Annotated in this window: 19 protein-coding genes and 1 other annotated feature; of the genes, 12 read left to right on the top strand and 7 right to left on the bottom strand. The window is 39.0% G+C overall.

Annotated features, from left to right (window positions below; all coding sequences use genetic code 11):
- Positions 1-330: 330 nt before the first annotated feature.
- Positions 331-1,314 carry an aldo/keto reductase gene (locus MK805_RS05550; protein ID WP_240874566.1) on the bottom strand — a complete coding sequence of 328 codons (984 nt, stop codon included), beginning with the start codon at positions 1,312-1,314 and terminating at the stop codon, positions 331-333.
- A gap of 163 nt (positions 1,315-1,477) precedes the next feature.
- On the opposite strand from MK805_RS05550, the gene MK805_RS05545 reads away from it, so the two are divergent.
- The 8 genes from MK805_RS05545 (at position 1,478) to MK805_RS05515 (ending at position 8,517) form a co-directional block, all read left to right on the top strand.
- The gene (locus MK805_RS05545; protein WP_240874564.1) at positions 1,478-2,158 is read left to right on the top strand and encodes a TetR/AcrR family transcriptional regulator; all 681 of its coding nucleotides are present in this window, start codon (positions 1,478-1,480) and stop codon (positions 2,156-2,158) included.
- Positions 2,159-2,233: 75 nt separating this feature from the next.
- Positions 2,234-2,365, top strand: coding sequence for a hypothetical protein (locus MK805_RS17795; protein ID WP_255724520.1), 132 nt, complete (start codon positions 2,234-2,236; stop codon positions 2,363-2,365).
- Positions 2,366-2,593: 228 nt separating this feature from the next.
- Positions 2,594-3,295, top strand: coding sequence for a response regulator transcription factor (locus MK805_RS05540; RefSeq protein ID WP_240874562.1), 702 nt, complete (start codon positions 2,594-2,596; stop codon positions 3,293-3,295).
- 1 nt (position 3,296) lies between these two features.
- Entirely contained in the window at positions 3,297-4,214 is a 918-nt protein-coding gene (locus tag MK805_RS05535; protein WP_240874560.1) for a sensor histidine kinase, read from the top strand.
- A gap of 126 nt (positions 4,215-4,340) precedes the next feature.
- On the top strand, positions 4,341-5,252 hold the full coding sequence (locus MK805_RS05530; protein WP_240874558.1) for an ABC transporter ATP-binding protein: 912 nt from the start codon (positions 4,341-4,343) through the stop codon (positions 5,250-5,252).
- A 1-nt stretch (position 5,253) separates the two neighbouring features.
- Positions 5,254-6,018, top strand: a complete 765-nt coding sequence (locus MK805_RS05525) for an ABC transporter permease (RefSeq protein ID WP_240874554.1) — start codon at positions 5,254-5,256, stop codon at positions 6,016-6,018.
- Positions 6,019-6,039: 21 nt separating this feature from the next.
- The gene (locus tag MK805_RS18120; protein ID WP_420833054.1) at positions 6,040-6,816 is read left to right on the top strand and encodes a TraX family protein; all 777 of its coding nucleotides are present in this window, start codon (positions 6,040-6,042) and stop codon (positions 6,814-6,816) included.
- 189 nt (positions 6,817-7,005) lie between these two features.
- Positions 7,006-8,517 carry an alpha/beta hydrolase family protein gene (locus tag MK805_RS05515; protein ID WP_240874551.1) on the top strand — a complete coding sequence of 504 codons (1,512 nt, stop codon included), beginning with the start codon at positions 7,006-7,008 and terminating at the stop codon, positions 8,515-8,517.
- Positions 8,518-8,993: 476 nt separating this feature from the next.
- Here the strand turns inward: MK805_RS05515 and MK805_RS05510 are convergent, their stop codons facing one another.
- Both MK805_RS05510 and MK805_RS05505 read right to left on the bottom strand, forming a co-directional pair.
- Positions 8,994-9,461, bottom strand: coding sequence for a hypothetical protein (locus MK805_RS05510; protein WP_240874550.1), 468 nt, complete (start codon positions 9,459-9,461; stop codon positions 8,994-8,996).
- A gap of 148 nt (positions 9,462-9,609) precedes the next feature.
- The gene (locus tag MK805_RS05505; protein ID WP_240874548.1) at positions 9,610-10,071 is read right to left on the bottom strand and encodes a DinB family protein; all 462 of its coding nucleotides are present in this window, start codon (positions 10,069-10,071) and stop codon (positions 9,610-9,612) included.
- Positions 10,072-10,258: 187 nt separating this feature from the next.
- Here MK805_RS05505 and MK805_RS05500 point away from each other — a divergent pair, with 187 nt between their 5' ends.
- Together MK805_RS05500 and MK805_RS05495 are read left to right on the top strand one after the other, a co-directional pair.
- Positions 10,259-11,170 carry a LysR family transcriptional regulator gene (locus tag MK805_RS05500; RefSeq protein WP_240874546.1) on the top strand — a complete coding sequence of 304 codons (912 nt, stop codon included), beginning with the start codon at positions 10,259-10,261 and terminating at the stop codon, positions 11,168-11,170.
- Between the two features lie 161 nt (positions 11,171-11,331).
- Positions 11,332-12,084: a hypothetical protein gene (locus tag MK805_RS05495; RefSeq protein ID WP_240874544.1), complete on the top strand. Its 753-nt coding sequence runs from the start codon at positions 11,332-11,334 to the stop codon at positions 12,082-12,084.
- Between the two features lie 476 nt (positions 12,085-12,560).
- Here MK805_RS05495 and thrS read toward each other — a convergent pair whose 3' ends face one another.
- The 3 genes from thrS to MK805_RS05480 all read right to left on the bottom strand — a co-directional run bounded on the left by thrS (position 12,561) and on the right by MK805_RS05480 (position 16,437).
- Complete coding sequence (gene thrS / locus MK805_RS05490; protein WP_240874543.1) at positions 12,561-14,489, bottom strand: threonine--tRNA ligase; 1,929 nt, start codon at positions 14,487-14,489, stop codon at positions 12,561-12,563.
- A gap of 36 nt (positions 14,490-14,525) precedes the next feature.
- Positions 14,526-14,751: a binding site (T-box leader), on the bottom strand.
- 33 nt (positions 14,752-14,784) lie between these two features.
- Entirely contained in the window at positions 14,785-15,669 is an 885-nt protein-coding gene (ytxC, locus tag MK805_RS05485) for a putative sporulation protein YtxC (protein ID WP_240874537.1), read from the bottom strand.
- Positions 15,670-15,831: 162 nt separating this feature from the next.
- Positions 15,832-16,437, bottom strand: coding sequence for a metal-dependent hydrolase (locus tag MK805_RS05480; protein ID WP_240874535.1), 606 nt, complete (start codon positions 16,435-16,437; stop codon positions 15,832-15,834).
- Between the two features lie 187 nt (positions 16,438-16,624).
- On the opposite strand from MK805_RS05480, the gene MK805_RS05475 reads away from it, so the two are divergent.
- Together MK805_RS05475 and MK805_RS05470 are read left to right on the top strand one after the other, a co-directional pair.
- Positions 16,625-17,053 carry an ester cyclase gene (locus MK805_RS05475; RefSeq protein ID WP_240874529.1) on the top strand — a complete coding sequence of 143 codons (429 nt, stop codon included), beginning with the start codon at positions 16,625-16,627 and terminating at the stop codon, positions 17,051-17,053.
- 21 nt (positions 17,054-17,074) lie between these two features.
- Positions 17,075-17,728: a TetR/AcrR family transcriptional regulator C-terminal domain-containing protein gene (locus MK805_RS05470; protein ID WP_240874526.1), complete on the top strand. Its 654-nt coding sequence runs from the start codon at positions 17,075-17,077 to the stop codon at positions 17,726-17,728.
- Positions 17,729-18,384: 656 nt separating this feature from the next.
- On the opposite strand, the gene MK805_RS05465 is transcribed toward MK805_RS05470, so the two are convergent.
- Positions 18,385-19,428: a YeiH family protein gene (locus MK805_RS05465; RefSeq protein ID WP_420833053.1), complete on the bottom strand. Its 1,044-nt coding sequence runs from the start codon at positions 19,426-19,428 to the stop codon at positions 18,385-18,387.
- Between the last annotated feature and the right edge of the window lie 68 nt (positions 19,429-19,496).

Below are 19,496 nucleotides of genomic sequence, written 5' to 3'. Positions count from 1 at the left end.
TGCAATAAATCGGAACTTTGAATTATATGGATAAGGATATATATGATTATGATAGCTGCTAAATGCTATCTTTTTTAATATAAATGCGACAAACCAGCTAATATCTTGTCAAGTTTTTAGGTATAAATTATCTTTACTTTTTGTTACACTACAAATGAGTATGACAAATAACCCTCCATCAATTGGAAGGTTTTGGTTATTGGAATTATTTCGACTAAGATGAAGTAGCGAAATAAGGTTTCTCGTATTTCGTAAAAAATGGTCATCCAGTTTTTTGTAACTGAATGACCATTTTTTACGAAGAGAACCGTCCCCTTGTCGCACTTTTCATCAGCTATTCACTTTGTCTAAATTTCTCCGGAATTTTTCGCCGTCGATATGCCGGCCGCCATGTGCTGCATTTTTGGGACTAACTGCTTCGATACGAGCTAAATCATCAGGGGTTAGTTCCACATGGACAGAAGCTGCATTTTCCTCTAAATATTTGATTCGTTTGGTTCCCGGTATGGGCAAAGCGCCATTTGCCATGGTCCATGCTAATGCCAATTGAGAAGGAGTGCAGTTTTTCTCTTCTGCGATTTCTTTGATTTTATCTACTATGTCCACATTTTTATGGAAGTTCTCTTTTTGGAAACGCGGAATATATTTGCGTACATCATTTTCTGCCAGATCTTCAAATTTGCGAAGCTCCCCAGATATAAATCCCCTGCTCAGTGGACTGTAGGCTACATGAGTAATTTCCAATTCTCTTACGGCAGGCAGTATTTCATCTTCAATTTCCCGGCTCCAAAGGGAATATTCGGTTTGCAATGCAGATATGGGATGTACTGCATATGCTCGGCGAATATCAGATGCAGAGGCTTCGGAAAGCCCAAGATAACGAACTTTCCCCGCTTGAACGAGATCCGCCATTGCCCCAACTGTTTCTTCGATCGGAACATTCGGATCTACTCGATGTTGATAGTACAGATCAATATATTCAATCCCTAAGCGACGAAGGCTTTCATCCACTGCTTTCTTGACGTAATCTGGATGGCCGTTAATTCCTGCAAAATTAGGAAGGTAAGCAAACTTGGTAGCTACGATCGCTTGACTCCGACGGCCTTTAAGAGCTTTCCCGAGCAACTCTTCGTTATGACCATTGCCGTAAATATCAGCAGTATCGAGCAATGTAACGCCTAGTTCCAGAGCATGATGTATGGTTTTAATGGACTGTTCGTCATCTGCTTGACCATAACCCCCCGACATTCCCATCAAACCTAAACCAACAGATGAAACAACCAAATCACTATTTCCCAATTTTCTCGTTTTCATGATGTAAACTTTCCTTTCTTTTCTTGAAGTTGAATTCATAGTAACACGACACCAAATACTATGTAAACAAAAAAATCATTTTTTGTCTATTTGATTTTTTATGTTTATGTTGTATATAATTCAGGTTGGTATGAGGTAAAATAAAAGGAAGGAGGAACGCAAATTGAGCAACGAAAACAAAGGAGCAGACAAACAAAACGAGATAAGAGCAAAGCTTATTCAGAAGCTAATACCTTATGTGAGAAAAAGCGGTTTCCAATCCTTACGTATGGAAGAGATTGCGAAAATGATGGATGTAAGCAGGGCTACCTTATATAAATATTTTCCGTCAAAAGAAGAGATTATTGGATGTATTGTGAATTTTTATGTGGATCATATTAAAGAACTCATAGGGGATTCCCTAGATGCCGATCAAAAATTTGGTAATCGATTCCAGGAATTATTTGAACAGTCCGTTTTGGTTTATGAATACATTACTGATGTTTTTTTAGAGGAACTCGAAAGCAGTTATCCAGAAAGTTATGATCGATTAAGGGAAGCCCTGAAACTGCGAGAACACCAAATATTGACTTTTTTAGATGAAGGAATGGGAGAAGGCGTCTTTAATGAGATCAATGGCAAGTTATTCATCCTGCAAGATGAATTACTGCAAAACATGCTGGATGTCAAATATTTAATGGTAAATAACTTAACAATTAACCAAGTACTCTTTGATTTTTACAAGTTGAAAAAACTCCAATTATTCAAACCCGAAAAACTTCAATCAGTAGATGATTCCAGAATGATGTCGAAAATGGAGTACATGGCTCAAAAAATTACCAAAAACCTGTATAAAAATCACTAATGATAGCAAAATTGCTATCTTTTTTTACCCGTTCTTGATGAATACTTAGAAGATACAGAAAGTACAGATGTTTTATTGAAACACCCAGCCCCCATTTGTGATGAGATGATTGACATACTATTACTTGGTTTGGGAGATGCCGTGATGAATCCAGCTGATCAATTAGATAAATACAAAGAAGAGGCCACACGGAAGTATGTGAAATAATATTAAACCCATTTAGATTGTGATAATAAAAAAATCACCACTGATGAGTGGTGGTTTTAATTTATATACCTTTTTAAATAGTATAGAAATGCCTTTCTCCTAACACCTGAAAAAAGGGGAGCTTTGCTATAATTTATTATACTAGAATTTTATAAACATACACTCCACTAGAACCAGATTGCATGAAAACTACAGATGTTTTTGTTAAGCATTAATGGAGGAGAACAAATGGATATTCAAATTTTGATTATTGAAGATGATGTGGAAATAAACCAGTTGGTGGCTAGATACTTGAATAAAGAGGGTTTTCATACACATTCTGTCTATAATGGAAAAGAAGCACTCTCATATCTTTCCAACCATGAATACCAACTCATTATTTTAGACTTGATGCTGCCTAAAGTTGATGGTCAGGAGATCTTACGCAAAATTCGAGAAAAGAAAACAACCCCAGTGATTATTTTGTCTGCTAGAGATCGAGAAATGGATAAAATACTTGGATTAGGACTTGGGGCGGATGATTATATGACCAAGCCGTTTACAATCGGAGAACTAATCGCTAGGGTTAAAGCTCAGCTTCGTCGGTATATGGATTTTAACTCAGATACTGCACAAGCGGAACCAAAGATATTTAAACACGGCGATTTAGAACTCCATACAGGTACATATGAAGTTACTTTGGGCGGACAGAAAAAACTTTTGACTGCTAAGGAGTACTCCATCTTAAAACTGTTTCTAGCAAATCCCACTCGTGTTTTTAGTAAATCTCAAATATTCCAAGCCATCTGGCAGGAAGAAAGTATGGCTGATGACAATACAGTTATGGTTCATATCAATAGACTTAGAACGAAGATAGAGCCAGACGTATCTAATCCTGTTTATATTCAAACAGTGTGGGGGTTTGGCTATAAACTGGGGGAGGAGTGTTAGTATGCTGTTCATTTCGCTTGCTCTCCTATGCTTTATCCTGTTTCTCTTGCATCGACACTTCCAGCTTATTCGTGAAATAAAAAAGATAAGCAAGATCACACGGGAAATTCAAACTGGCAATCTTAATTTGCGTTATCGGTTGCGGACTTCGCATAAGAACATGGAAGACATGGGAGGAGAGTTAAACCGGCTTATAGATTATTTTCAGAACGGTTTTGAACGAATCACTTTTTTAGAGGAAGAGCGGAAACGGATGATTGCCAACATATCGCATGATTTACGTACCCCACTGACCTCTCTCCTAGGCTATATGGAGGCATTGAAACACGATTCAACACTCACAGTAAGGGAAAGAGAAGATTTTTTTCGGATAACCACCGAAAAAGGGAATGCTTTGCTGGTTCTTTTACAAGACTTTTTTGAATTGGCAAAGCTGGAAGCAGATGATTTTGAACTGAAGCTTGAAAAAATCAACCTAGTAAAGATCGTACCTGAGATTATTCTTAGTTTTTATCCTGATTTTGTAAAAGCTGAGATTACACCTACAATCAAACTCCCAGAAACTCCTCTTTATGTCCAAGTTGATAAGGTCTGTTTACGACGTATCTTAAACAACCTTCTGTCAAACTCCTTGCGCTATGGTACAGACGGCAAGGAAATAGGTATTGCTCTCCGAGAGGAAGAAAGCCTTGTCTGGGTAGACGTTTGGGATAGAGGCAAAGGCATCCCAGCCCAAGATATACCTCATATTTTCGATCGACTATATACAGGAGAAGCGTCGAGGAATTCTTCCCTTCAGGGTACTGGTCTAGGACTGACCATTACAAAAAATCTGGTTGAAAAACAGGGAGGTCGAATTACGGTAACCAGTACACCAAACAAGAAAACCATTTTTTCATTTTGTCTAACCAAGGGGTAGACGATCAACACTAACTAGAAGTACTTTCCTGAACTTTCATGGATTAAATTTAAGGACTTTGTAAGGAATTTTTATATGGGTTGTTAGGACTCTCCTATATAGTAAGTATCGAAAGGAGTGCTAACTGTGGACTATGTTTTACAAACATATCATCTAACAAAACGCTACAAAGACAAAGTGGTGGTTAATGACCTTAACATGACTATTAAAACAGGAGATATCTACGGTTTTTTAGGGCAAAACGGTGCTGGTAAGACGACCACCCTGCGAATGCTCATGGGACTGATCCGACCATCAGCAGGAGAGGTCGAATTATTTGGTGCAGAGTTGAATGGTAATCGAAATAAGGCTCTAGAACGTATTGGAGCCATTATCGAGTATCCGGGATTTTATCTTAACCTGAATGCAGTTGATAACTTAGAGATTCATCGTCGTCTGATGGGGATGGGCAATAAGGAGTGCATTGACGAGGTTCTGACCACTGTCGGCCTGCTCGATGCAAAACATCAGAAAGTGAGAAATTATTCCTTAGGAATGAAGCAGAGACTAGGAATCGCACGAGCCTTACTTCATCATCCAGAACTCCTGATCCTGGATGAGCCTACCAACGGTTTAGATCCAGGAGGAATCAAGGAAATTCGGCAACTATTTTTGGATCTGACCAAACAACGTGGCATCACTTTTATCATTTCCAGTCATTTGTTAAGTGAGGTCGAACAGGTAGCGAATAGAATCGGGATCATTCATCAGGGAAGGCTTTTAGAGGAAATTGACTACGAGACCTTACAGAAAAAAACGAGACACTATCTGGAAATTAAGGTTGATGATGGGCAGAGGGCTGCCTATGTTTTGGAGCAGAAACTTAACATTACCGATTATCTCGTAACCGAACCTGGTATCCTGCGTCTTTACGAGCAGCTTGATCAACCAGAGAAGATCAATCTTACGTTGACTAAAAATGATATCGGTGTAAAGAAGATTGTACTATCTGGAGATAGCCTAGAAGACTATTTTCTTAAATTGACAGGAGGTGAATAACTTGTTTAGCGTTTTTTATACAGAGATAATGAAACTGAAGAATACAAAGCTTTATTGGCTGGTTCTTTTAGGAGTACTGCCAGCATGCCTAATGGGCTCAAAGGCATTATTCCCGAAAATATCTCCTGCAGGTATTCCATTAGCTTTTGATATGCAAGATATGTTTTACAGTCAAGGGATGGTAGTAACCATACTTGGGCCTGCTTTGTTCGCTCTGATGATCGGATACATTATAACACGTGAGTATCAGGAACGTACGATAAATCAACTTTTTTCATACCCAGCCTCACGAATCATATTCTTTATAGCAAAACTGTTGGTAGTATTTTCACTCATTGTGCTAACTGTTTGGTTGCCGTTTGTGTTTTCGATTGTTTCCACAATACTAGTCAAGCATCATTTAGATGTTTCTATAGTATGGTTAGGGATGAAGATGAACATCATGATCTGTATACTCTCATTTGGCACGATTCCTGTGGCAGCAGCTTTAAGCATGGTAGGAAAAACCATTATGCCTAATGCCATTTTAGGATCGATAGTCTCCATCTTCGCGGGCATCAGTGAGGCAGGACATAGTATGCATAGCATCCTTTTCCCTTGGTTGGCTCCTTACTGGCCTGTTCGTAATCTAGCTCAAGGTATTGCTCAACCTGGTCCAAATCCTTATGCAGCACCTGCGCTGATCATTCTAATATTTACATTTGTTGTCTCCCTAACCTTTTGCATTCAATATTACAACCGGGCAGATGTGCACAGTGGATCTTAAGGGGATGGAGGGAATAAATAGATGACTGTTTTTATTTTGAAAATCATTGCTCTTGTAGCGATGTTGATGGATAACCTTGAAGGATCTTTTCCCGATACTTTTCCCGTTGTTTTTGGATGGATCGGCAGAATCTCCATTCCCGTTTTTATGTTCTGCATCGTCCAGGGACTCATTCATACGCGCAGCAGAAAGAAATATTTGGTCCGAATTTATATAGGATCAGTTGTTATGGCTGTCGGAAGCTGTATCTTACAAGCATTCTTTCCCGATGCAAAGTTTCAGATTGCAGATAATATTTTCGCCACCTTTTTTTTAATGGGAGTTCTGATTACGTTAGCAACCGTCCGGCTTACAAGGTATAAAAAAGTTGCATTATGGATTGGTTTCTTTCTAATCCAAATCATCAGCTTTCTGTTGATTACAAAAATTCGTATAATATCGAATTCATATGCGTATTTAGTAAGTGGCTTCATCCCGAATATAGTAACTGCTCAAGGATCTGCTCTCTTTGTATTGCAAGGCATTCTAATATATGCTTTCAGTAATGATCACGTAAAGTTTACAGTTATGTATATCCTATTTTGTCTCCTCATGTTCGTAAACCCATGCTTATCCGGATTTACAGTTCAAAATTTATTCTATGGAAATTACCAGTGGATAATGATTATAGCTCTCCCATTGATGCTGTCTTACAACGGTAAGAGAGGAAAAAGTCTCAAATATTTCTTTTATGCGTTTTATCCCTTGCATATTTGGATTCTGTTCGTGATTGCAAACATAATACAAATCAAAAAGTAATCCTTCTCGTGTGGAAGATATCAAGAATGAATTTTATCGACGAGTTTATGCAAAACAAGCTGGGTGTATCTACTGTACAGAAATTTCCGTCTTGTTTGAATAAATCTTCGTTTAGCGTATATTTTCATTAAAATGTGGCGGAACCTCTAAATAAAATAAATGATAATGAAAATAAAACGGAGGAATAAAATGAGAATATTCGAAATGATCTTAATTTTAGTGAATTTGATATCGCTGTTTCTAAGTTTTAAAAAACAATCGAAGGTAGTTTGGTTATTAGTCACAGGTGTAAACCTATCCGTATTTTTTTTCCATGTTGTATTCGAGGGCGTCCGTTACCAGATGGCTTTTTCCTACCTATTTGTCATTCTATTGGTTGCTTATACACTAATAAAAACAAATAAAAGGTTTTTTGAAGCCAGATTCCCGAAAGTACTAAAGATTATCGTAATAAGCCTATCCCTGATCTTCCTTGCAGCTACTTCCTATCTGGCATATGCCCTTCCTGTATTTACGCTTCCAAAACCGACAGGCAGCTATAATGTGGGCATTAAATATATCCGTCTTGTTGATGACAAACGCAAAGATCCTTTCTTGAATAAATCAACTCAAAAGCGAGAGCTGATGACTAAAGTTTATTATCCAGCAAAGAAAGATGACTCAAAAGCTTTTGATCCTTATTTTCACCATTCAACTCAACTTATAAAGGCGCTGACGGATAATTATCATTTACCTGAAATAGCGTTTGATCAATTGAAATTGGTACAGACAAATTCAAAAGAAGATCTTCAACTATCAGATAAACAAAAAAGTTATCCTATAATCCTTTTTTCTCATGGGGCAGGAACCACAATGGAAGTTGAAACGTCTCAGTGTGAGGATTTGGCAAGTCATGGATATATTGTTGTGGCGATTGACCATACCTATCTATCTGCAGGGTCAGTTTTCCCTGATAAATTTATTTCTCCCAAAGAGATTACAACTCAGTTTAACATGGGAGATATTACAACGATATTTTCTCAAATCATGGCCGACGATGATAAATTTGTAATCAAAAAGCTGGGTGAAATGAACGAAGGCAAAATGAACTCTAATTTTAAAGGAAAGTTGAATCTGAATAAAATAGGTGTCATTGGTCATTCACTTGGTGGTTCAGCGGCTTATAACTTGGCAATTAATGATAGCAGAGTGAAGGCTGCCATTAATTTGGACGGAACCGTTTTTACCACTCCTAAAAACTTCAAACACATGGCACCTTTTCTTATGATTGCGAACGATAAAGTACAAGTTCAAACGATTGAAAATAAAACTACCATGATGCCAAAGTTCGAAAGTCTATCTAATGAAGACAAAAAAATCATGCTTTCCTCTTATGGGAGCAAGGAAGCCTATGATAAGGCTTACGAAAAAATGCAACAAGAAATTATAGGACTTAACAAGGTTCTTAAGGCATCCGGAAATTTATTCACCATTATAGGTAGCGACCACATGAAATTCACAGATATTGGCCTTTGGATAGGTGACAGCTATTTACGCGATCTAATAAATATAACTGGAAAAACAGATCCAGCAAAATGCCTTGAAATCACAAAAGCGGTGACATTAGCGTTTTTTGACCAACACTTAAAAGGTAAGACCACAGATTCGTTGGATTTATTAGTTAAAAAAGATCCACTACTGAAAAAAGTTGACTTGAAATAAAACTATAGTCCTATTTATAAGATTACTAAGAGTATTGTGAACATAACTAATTATCTTTGTTTCGCCTTTTCTCCATCCGCTGAGTCATGTTTATCAGTAGAAACTGTTATAATCAAGTAGAATGATGAAAGAATGACAATCTTGCGACAAAGGGACGGTTCTCTTGTCGCATAATCGCTTCTATATCGAAGTAAAACAATAGAATATGTAAAAAACAAAGAATAAAAAATAATTACCTATGTTCATCAAGGGAATTATGCAATGTTAACGTTAATCAGCAGTCTGGGTTTTGCGGAAATAAATAGAGATTCTTAATGATAGTTGTTCTGTTGCTTCCTTTTTTATGCAACAAGAGAAACGTCCCCTTGGCCACCCTTTTCATTAAAAGTCCCGAGACCAAACAATTTTTTGGTAGTGGGGACTCTGGACAAATCCTCCTTGAAGTAGTGTCCAGAGTCCTTCCCGTCAAAGCTGATCTACCCGGCCAGCAGCTGGTTGACCGTCTGGAAGTCCTCCCGGCGATAGTGGCACTGGTAGGAGTCATCCTGCATGACCCGTGGGGCTCTCTTCCCCTTCCCCCTCCTGATGACGATGTGGTAGCCGTCAGCCTTGGGCAAGATCTGATCGTTTATGGTCACTTGACCACCGAGAACGATCGTGTAGAGGAAGAGTCGACTGTCCGTGAGGACACGACCAGCAGCATCCAGCACGAATGCCGAGTCGCTTACCTTGATGCCGTACTCCTTGTAGAAATCGAAGCATCTGACATCGAAGAAGCGCAGGGTAGAGGTCAACCGGTTCTGGCATCCATACGAGGCATCGATGTCCTCCCAGAACGCGTTGTCCTTGGACAGCGGTTCGTATGTCAGGCGATCCTCCAACACATAGTCCCGGTGAACGGCCAGCGGAATGTGCCGGGCCAGGTACTCTTCGTAGCTTCGCATTGCTTCTCCAATGCTCGGATGACAGGGTGAATAAATTATATCATATTTTCCGAAACCTTTAAGTAAGCCGAAAGCAAGCAAACGAAAAACGCTATCCTTCCATTCGTTAAGTCCTAGAGTGGGAATAGCGCGTTTTGATAGCTTTCTACTAAATTAATTTCATCTGGCTTGATATAGTTCCAAGGTGAATCGCTTCATGCATCAGAGCAAAGTTGAACAGCTCGCCTCCTGTATTGAATTGAAATGGTCCCATTGCAAATGGAGATGGCAATTTCTTATCTAGTAATTCAGGTGTCAGCTCAGAAAGACGAGAAAGCTGCTGCCCTAATAATTGGGTCAGTTCTTCCTTCGATGGTGGAGCAATCGTCCAATCCGCTGGCTTCGTTCCAGAGTTAAATAGTGTCTCAAATTTATCTGGAATAGCGGAAGGTGATCCAAAGGATAGAGTAGAGTATTTATCCATCCAATAAATGATGTGACCGACATTCCAACGAATGGTATTATGGAAGCCTTCTGGTTGAATATCGAGCCCAGTTTCCGAAATACCTTGAAGTTGACCGATAAGAATCTGACGTAAAACTTTTCCTGTATTTATGATCGATTGTGCCATTATGAAACGCCTCCTGATAAGTTGTTTTTGTTTTCGTTTACCTATTTAAAGTGTACATTGCTCTTCACAAAGCAACCATCACGAGATTCCGATGCAATTGATCAGTTTTAGTAATGATAAATAAAAATCGTTTCATTTCAGGTTATAATAAAAAAAGAAGATAGCTAATAGGAAGGGACACTGAGGGATGGAACTTAGACAACTAGAATATTTCGCTGCGGTATGCAAGGAGATGCATTTCTCAAGGGCCGCCGAGAACCTCTGCACGACACAATCGAACCTGAGTCAGCAGATCAAGTTTTTGGAGAACGAACTGGGTGTTCCTCTATTCGATCGTATTGGCAGGCGGATCGCGTTAACGGATGCAGGTAAGATTGTATTAGAGCAATGTCATCTCATCTTTGAACGTGTCGACTATATGAAAGGAGCCATCACAGATCTAAAACGAATGGAGGGCGGCAGATTGGACATCGGAATTCTCCCAGGTGATGGAGATTTACTGTTTGATGCACTGCTAGTCGACTTCCACCGCACATATCCCAAGCTCTCCATAAGTGTTACAGAAACAATGGATGTATATGAACAAGTTGTCGATGGAACAAGAGATCTTGGAGTTACCACTGTGCCTCTAAACCCGGATGACCGAATCGCTGTCATCCCTTTGTTCCACGAGGAGTTTGCTTTGGCTATTCAATCGGATCACCCCATAGCGAAGTCAAAGGCTCTTCCCTTTGAACAGTTACAGCAACTAAAAATGGTGATGTTTGGTCCTGAACACCAGATTACAAAGATCATCCATTCTTGCTGTCAAGAAAAAGGCATTACCATAGACAGCCCAATCGTATCTTCTACGTTATCGACACTTTTGTCTTTAATCGAACAAGGGATAGGTGCCTCCATTCTTCCACGAATGCTGCTCGATTATCTGGACCGAGATAACATCTCAGCGGTAAAATTGCTCCAACCTACACCTAGTCAAGATATCTGCATCATATATCGGAAAGATAAGTTTATGGGACAAGCAGCAAAGTTATTTATAGAGGAATTAAAATCTTTTGTTCAAAACGTGATAGATCAAACTACTCGAAAGTTGGGGTAAGAAAGCAATGAAAAGCAGTAAGTTGTTCTGCTCATCCTAAGCCTGTTCTGAATCATCTCAAGCCTCTTCACCTTCTCTTAGAAGTGGAGGTTTTTATTTTTATACTCTTCTCAACTCCCCTAGAAGCAAAATTATTACTTTCAAAATAATACAGAATTATAATGCTATTACCACCCATAAAAAAGATAATATCTGATATTATGAATGTTGAGTTTCTAATAGGAGTGTTGATCGGCATGGTACATACATTGTTAGTTTGGCTTACGATTATATTAGATTGGCTGTCAAAAAGAGATTGGAGAAACTGGAGTATGTGGGCGGCAGTCGGACAAACGATCGGTGCTATTGCTACCTTTTGGACTGCAAGAATCGCATTGAAACTGGTTAGAGAAGCAAAACGGCAAGAGAAAGAAACAAAGCGAAGAGAAAAAGAGGCATTGGAACCTGAGTTATACCCTAAAGTCGCGATTAAAGACAATGGGAATGAAAAGAAAATCATTCATTTTACGTTAGCAAATATAAAACCAACTCCTGCCTATATAGCTGACTTTATCTTTATTAATCACCTACCTGAGATAGAACCTTATTCTTATGAAATGATAGAGACTGGAACACCGGAAAGGGTGGTTTATGGAGAGGTTAGTAACACAAAAGTTCCATTGTCCTACTTAAAACGCCTAATAACAGAAAATGATCAAGAAGAAGGCTTTTTCAAATTTCAATTCACACTCGCCACTGATCAAGTTTATACCTTTAGTGTTTATCTAAAAATAGGTAACGTCTCATCTGAATGGTATGTTTACTTAGCAAATCAAGACGTTACAAAAGTAGAAATATTACAGACCGGGACACATGTCCACTATATACATAACAGAATCGTAAATATGAAACGGCATAACAACAAAGTTAGTTAATTTTTTTAATAGGGCATTGTACAAAAAAGAAACTGCACTGGAATATACCAATAACAGTTTCTTTTTTTTATATTCACATCTTAAATGATGATAATTTTGTGGGAGCTGTGAATCTTAGAGACGCACAGCTTCGTTCACTGGATTCCTAGCTCATGCTAGGTCGGTTCGGCGCTCAGGCCGACTTCTTCTTCTTGTGGTCGCTTCCGTCGCGCGGACCGGGAACCGGAGTGGACATATTTCCTCCTCTCCTGCATCTAGTGAACGAAGTAGGCTTATTGCCTAAATGTATTCTACAACGATACACATCTTCCTGTCTTTGACATTTTTGGTCATATAAATAATATTATCTAATTTAAGTTTTTAATTATAAAAACCAATTATAATATTCTGATAATAAATATAATATTTGCATTTCTGATATTTTGAAAAACGATGTCTAAAAAAGCAACAGGCTTGTATCACCTGTTGCTTTCTTCCTATACTCTATCTCTAATTTCTTGTTTCAACCGATTCTTTAATTCTTCTAATCCTTCTACACTTTGCTCTTTGGAGTGACGACGTCTCACATTTACCAAACCTGCTTCACGTTCTTTCTCTCCTACTACAAACATATAAGGAACTTTCTCCATCTCCGCTTGGCGGATTTTATATCCAAGTTTTTCATCACGGTCATCCAAGTTTACACGGATTCCAGCATCTTTTAGCTGTTTTGTCACTTCCTCAGCATAATCAAGATAGTTCGCAGATACAGGAAGTACTTTCGCTTGGACTGGTGAGAGCCAGAGCGGGAAGTCTCCCATGTGATACTCGGTTAAAAATGCGACAAAGCGCTCCATTGTACCAACTACACCACGATGGATGACGACTGGGCGATGTGCTTGTCCATCTTTTCCGATGTATTCCAATTCAAATTTATTTGGAAGATGGAAGTCTAGCTGTACAGTAGACAGGGTCTCATCTTTGCCCAGTGCTGTTTGAACTTGGACATCGAGTTTCGGTCCATAAAATGCCGCTTCACCCTCAGCTTCCACATATGGTAAGCCCATTTCATCCATCGTCTCTTTTAGCATCGATTGGGATACATTCCACATTTCATCGTTATCGATATATTTTTCTTTGTTCTTTGGATCACGGTAGGACAGACGGAAGAAGTAGTCTTTGATTCCAAACACACGATATACTTCTAAAATCAATTCTACAACTCGTTTGAACTCAGATTTGATCTGTTCTGGCAAGCAGAAAATATGTGCATCATTTAACGTCATCGACCGCACTCGTTGTAATCCGGAAAGAGCTCCTGACATTTCATAGCGGTGCATGGTACCCAGTTCTGCGACACGAAGCGGCAGGTTGCGGTAGCTCCGCATTTCACTCTTGTAAACCATCATATGGTGTGGACAGTTCATTGGACGCAATACCAATTCTTCGTTGTCAATCTTAATGGGTGGATACATATCTTCTTGATAATGATCCCAATGACCGGAGATTTTGTACAAATCTACATTTGCCAAGTGAGGGGTATACACATGGTCATAACCAAGACTCTCTTCTAAATCCACGATATATCGCTCAATTTCCCGGCGAATTTTTGCTCCATTCGGCAGCCAAAGCGGCAATCCTTGACCGACTTCTGGAACGAGTGAAAAAATACCAAGCTGGCTGTTTAATTTACGGTGATCCCGTCGTTTTGCATCTTCCAAACGCTCTAGATATGAATCAAGTTCGGATTGTTTCTCCCATGCAGTTCCATAAATTCGTTGCAGCATTTGATTATCGGAGCTGCCTCTCCAGTAAGCACCAGCAATGCTGAGCAATTTAAATGCTTTCAGACGTCCCGTAGACGGAACATGCGGTCCACGACAGAGGTCAAAAAACTCCCCTTGTTCATAGATGGTAATCTCTGCATCTTCCGGCAAATCGCGAATCAACTCTAGTTTAAGATGATCATGAATCTCTTCATATCTGCGAATAGCTTCTTCTCTCGATACCACTTTCCGCACAAATGGAATGTTTTCTTTTACAATCTTTTTCATTTCTGCTTCTATTTTGGGCAAGTCTTCAGGAGTTAAACTCTGCGAAAGATCGATATCATAGTAAAATCCATCTTCAATGACTGGACCAATACCCAGATTTACATCTGGATACAAGCGTTTTAATGCTTGTGCCATCAAGTGAACGGTGCTGTGGCGATATACATCCAATCCTTCTTTATCGTCCAAAGTTAATATTTTCACATCTGCTCCATCTGGTACTTCTCTGCTTAAATCTACAACTTGACCATCGATCATACCAGCGATCGCTTTTTTCTGTAGACCTTTACTAATAGAAGCAGCAACATCATTTACGGTAACTTTATCTTCATATTTTCTTTCTGATCCGTCAGGCAACTTAACCAACATCTGCATTTCACTCCTTTTCAACATAAAAAAACGCTGCATCCCAAAAGGGACGAGCGTTTGGTCTCGTGGTTCCACCCTAATTCAACTTATCTGAAAAATAAGTCCTCATAGCACATGTAACGGTGTGTAACCGGAGATAGATACTCTATTTTCCCTATCTCAGCTCCAAGGTGGTACTGTTTCATCAAGCGGGTGAAGGGGTTCTCAGCCGGCGGCCCCTCTCTCTTTTCACCTTTGATAAAAAGCATATCCTTATCAACGCAAAATCAAAAAGTTGTCTGCATTATACCGAATGTTTTGCTCACAAGTCAAGCGTTTCCACTGTACCACAGGAACTACAACCATTACATTTCACTATCCGAGACTCAAAGATTTGGGATAAGGTATGAATAATGTTCTCCTCAGGAAATTTGGTATGCAAAATAATCTTTTCTGGTGCAATTGTGAGCAATGTACTGACAATTAAATCCTCATGCGAGAAAGAATGTTCCACAATCTCTTGCAAAGTCCCACCATCGTTTAACTGCAAAGGTTTGCGTTGCTCATCAAGTAACTCAAATTGTTTCACTCCCCGATGCATGAGATGCACCAAATCAATCTTGGAACCCTGAACCGAGACAAAGTATTTCAAGAGGGAAATAAAATCTTGATATTCTTGATCCAATAAAAACTGGTCTACTGCATCATGAACACACTTAGCCAAAGCTTTACGATAATGCTCTAGTCGAAAGTGAACATATCCATCGATAGCCAGCAATTTTGATTCGCGAAGAAAATGGAAAATCGGCTTCCCTAGACGATCCGATCGTTTGCTATAGGGAGTCCGAAAATAAGTATGAGTATTTTTTTGAAACAGTCGATTGGTATGTACTTTAATTTGCTCTATTTCTCGGTCGTAATATTGTGGATAATGCTTTTGGATTGCATCTTCGATTAAATTTTCTTCAAAATAAGTGCAGATGTATCTCGCTATTTCTTCACTGATTGCACGTCTTATTTCTCTCTCTTGTGATCTCCGCTTTAACTTACATTGAATAGTGTAAAAATAACGGTCTGAAATACTATTTTCTTGTATTTCACAAAGCACATCTAATTTTTCCATTCTTGGAGGCAATTGCATGAGATGATGAAACAAACCAGTTGTTTGATAAGCATTTGCTTGAGGTATGCTGATGGTAAAATCCATCTTTGCACCCCTTTCTGTCTGGTGTATCCTGCTTTAGTATATGGGAAACATTTAGCAGGTATACATCAGTAAAGAAAACTTGCCGATGTGTCTTGCTTTCCAAGGAATTAAAATTGCAAAGTTTCAACGTGATTAGGTTAGGGATGGTTCAAAGACAAAAGATCAGCCAATAAGATACATTTTACCCAGTAAATAAACATACCCAACACATGCAATAACCAAGGTGGCACGACCTAATACTTTATCGGTTTCCCTTCCAGTACGTACTTTTAATCCAATCTGTTTCATGCCAATTTTTTTCGAATACGGCCATAAAAACGGGACTCCTGCTACTGTAAAAGCATCTGCTAGCAGATGTGAAAAGTATCCAGCGGCTACAGCATAAAGATAATCCGGCAACGCTAGATAAATAACCCATAAGACATATGCCATCCCAATAAAAGAGTGCGTTACACTTCGATGTGGAACATATGCAACCCCCGCACAATAAATTCCAGACAATAATACCCACAAAGGCAAGTGAGCAAAATACCAAAATATACAGATCAACACACCCACACTCGCTAGTGCTAGTGACCTCCACTTGCGATTAAGCGAAGAAAATAACCATTTGTTGATCTTACTTCCATCTTCATCGATATCCGGTAACATTGCCGCCAGTGTAGCGATTGCTACAGTTGCGGTTAAATTTAAAAAGTTATCACTGGTGACAAAACCAACTGCTACTCCAGTTGCTAGACCAACTCTAAGATGTGTTTTCCCCTGCATGATGCCATTCCTTTTTATGTATAATTTATGAACTATTCATATGATAGTACACTTTTCTTAAAGATAAAAGCTCAAGCATTGCAAATAAACCATCGGCACAAAAAAATATTTTATTTGTTTGTTGATTTTTTTACAGTGTAAGAATATAATCAAATCATAATCTTACACTATAAAAAAGGAGAACAAGATGATGACTACCGAAAACAAAAAAATAGTAGAAGGTTTCTTTCGTACCGTACAAAATCGTGAGCTCGACAAATTGACAGATTACATGTCGACAGAGGTAATCGACCATAACAAAATGATCTTTGGAGAAGAAGAAAAACCTGGTGCAGCTTTTGATGGCATCCGTCAACAATTAGCAGCTTTTCATCCTTATCACATTAAAGTAGAAGAATTAATCGAAGAAGGAAATCGTGTCGTAGCCAGAATTACGCAAAGCGGAACTCATAGTGGAACACATGCAAGAATGCCAGATCCTACTCATCGAAATTTCGAAGTTGAAATTATATTTATCTTTACAATTCAAAAAGGAAAAATTACAGAAATTAGAGCAGTCAGTGATCGTTTGGGGCTTTTCTTTCAATTAGGTTGGGATTGGCCAAAAGAAAATTAATTAGAAAGTGAGGTCGAAAACATGGCTCGTGACAAGTTATCTCGTGAACGAATTTTACAAGCCGCAGTGGAATTGATTGATGAAATTGGGATTGCTAAGTTTTCTATGCGAAAACTAGGCGCTCATCTCCAAGTAGAAGCCATGACTCTTTATTATTACATTCCCAACAAAGAGACGATTTTTGATGGGCTTGTCGAACAAATAGTAGTCAACACGCTTAATAAATTGATCGCAAAACACCCTCTATCATCGAAATGGGACACCTTGCTTCGTTCCTGTGCCACTATTTTTCGTCAAGAATTGCTCGATCATAGAAAACTCATTCCACTGATTGCAACCAGACCTGTGATGACGAACCAATCCATCGAAATAGTAGAAAAAGTAATAGCTGGCATCTGCTCATCTGGTATTAGTCCCATACAAGCATTTCAATTGCTCAACTCCATCACTACGTTTGTCATCGGCCATACGCTTGCTGAAGCTGGAGATACAGAAGGACATGAAGATACACCAGCAGATACAGAAAATCTCATCCAGAAAATAGATTCCGCTGCCTATCCTTATTTTCACTCCGCAATCGAAAATGGATTAGGCAGTCCCCTAGACCATCAACAAAGATTTGATTTGGCATTAGATGCATGGATGATTGGATTTTCCGCTTTACTGGAAATATAAAAAAGAGGTGATGGTTTTCCCATCACCTCTTTTTTATACCATCCACATCTGTGAAGTTTATACGGGAGACGACGGCTGGCGGCCGTCGCCTGCTCTATCTTGGCCAAACGCTTAGATAGAGAGTTAGTACATGAGGTAGTGGGCAAGTGTTCTCGGATGGCGAAGCAACGAGAAATCAAAGCACATTTGAGCTGACTTCCCCATTACCCTCAGGATTTCACCATCCTTGGCGGAAACCTTCACACAGCCTGCCGGGTCGTAATCGACCCTCCTTCTGGGGGTGTCCACCGTCAACTTGCAGCCATCCAAAGGCTCGATGTAACCCTCTTTCAGTTCGATGCGATACCAGTTGGACAATCGGACCGTGTAAGCAGTAGAACCTGCCCCACGGGACGGAACAATGAATCCACCCTTGAACAAGCCACTATCCAGATCGTACAAGAAGTGGTTCACTACCGTAATCGAACCGATAGTAGAAGGCCTAAGCTTGGAAATCGACATCATACCTCACATTCATGGAGCTTAGTAATATTGTAGCAAATTGAATATTTGAATACGAGATTTTCCTATTTTTTAATTAGGAAAAAAAAATTAAATTGCTACTAGTTGCCAAATCCTATGTAGATGTGTTGTTTCCAACATAATTCCATCCTTTTTTAAACAAGCCAAAACGCCAAAAAGGAAAGAATTACCGAAGTAATAAGCAATGCAATAAAAGGACGCAACGCTTTGGTTCTAATATCATAAAAACTAATATTCAAACCAAGACCAACCATTGCAGCCGTTAAGATAAATGAAGTAAAAATTGAAATATGGCTTACCATATTAGGTGAAATCGGAATGGATTTTCCAAGAACAAAACTTCCAAACAAGCTCATGATGATAAAACCGATTAAGAACCATGGAAATGATATTTTCGTCTGATTAGCATCGTCTGTATTCTTTTTATTCCATACATACAAGAAAAGAAAACTCAATGGAACGAGCAAAAGAACTCGGCCTAATTTGGCTAACAACGCAATCGCCAAAGCATCGGAACCTGCTGAAGCTCCTGCCAATGCGACTTGAGCTATTTCATGAAGGCTGATCCCGCTCCATTCTCCAAATTGGAGTGATGATATAGGCAGAAAAGGAAATAAAATCGTATAAATGATAGAAAACAGGGTTCCAACAAGGGCTATCATCCCAACACTAATGGCAGTGTCTTCTTGTCTTGCTTTCATGATAGGAGACATTGCTGCGATTGCAGCTGCACCACATACTCCAGTACCGACACCGAGAAGCAGTGATATCATGGGGTCAGCCTTCAGTAGTTTTCCGATCCATACCATCACTAGAATCGCGATAGTAATTACAACTATATCTTTCACAAGGAGAACCAATCCTTGATTTAAAATGACTGTTATATTTAACTTTAATCCATATAACACAATAGCAAACCGCAAAAAATGGTGAGCTGAAAATTGAATTCCACTACGAATCACTTCTGGATAACCAAAAAATTGACGATAAACAGCTGCAATGATAATTGCACAAGCTAAAGGACCCAAACGATTTAATCCTGGAATCAACGACAATGAAGAACCAAATCCAGCTATTAAACAGGTAAAAGCTATACCACCTAACCACAACATGATAGATTTCAAAAACGGCTTTTTTCTTGATGAATCGATTTCCCGTGTTAGACTTTGATTTTCCATGAATTTTCCTCTATTCTTTTTACAACCAGATTACTCCTGTTCTATGCATAAGAAAAATAATAACTAGT

The organism is Shimazuella soli (genome assembly GCF_022511585.1).
Taxonomy (GTDB): domain Bacteria; phylum Bacillota; class Bacilli; order Thermoactinomycetales; family Thermoactinomycetaceae; genus Shimazuella; species Shimazuella soli.
This window is presented reverse-complemented; position numbering and strand designations above follow the sequence as displayed.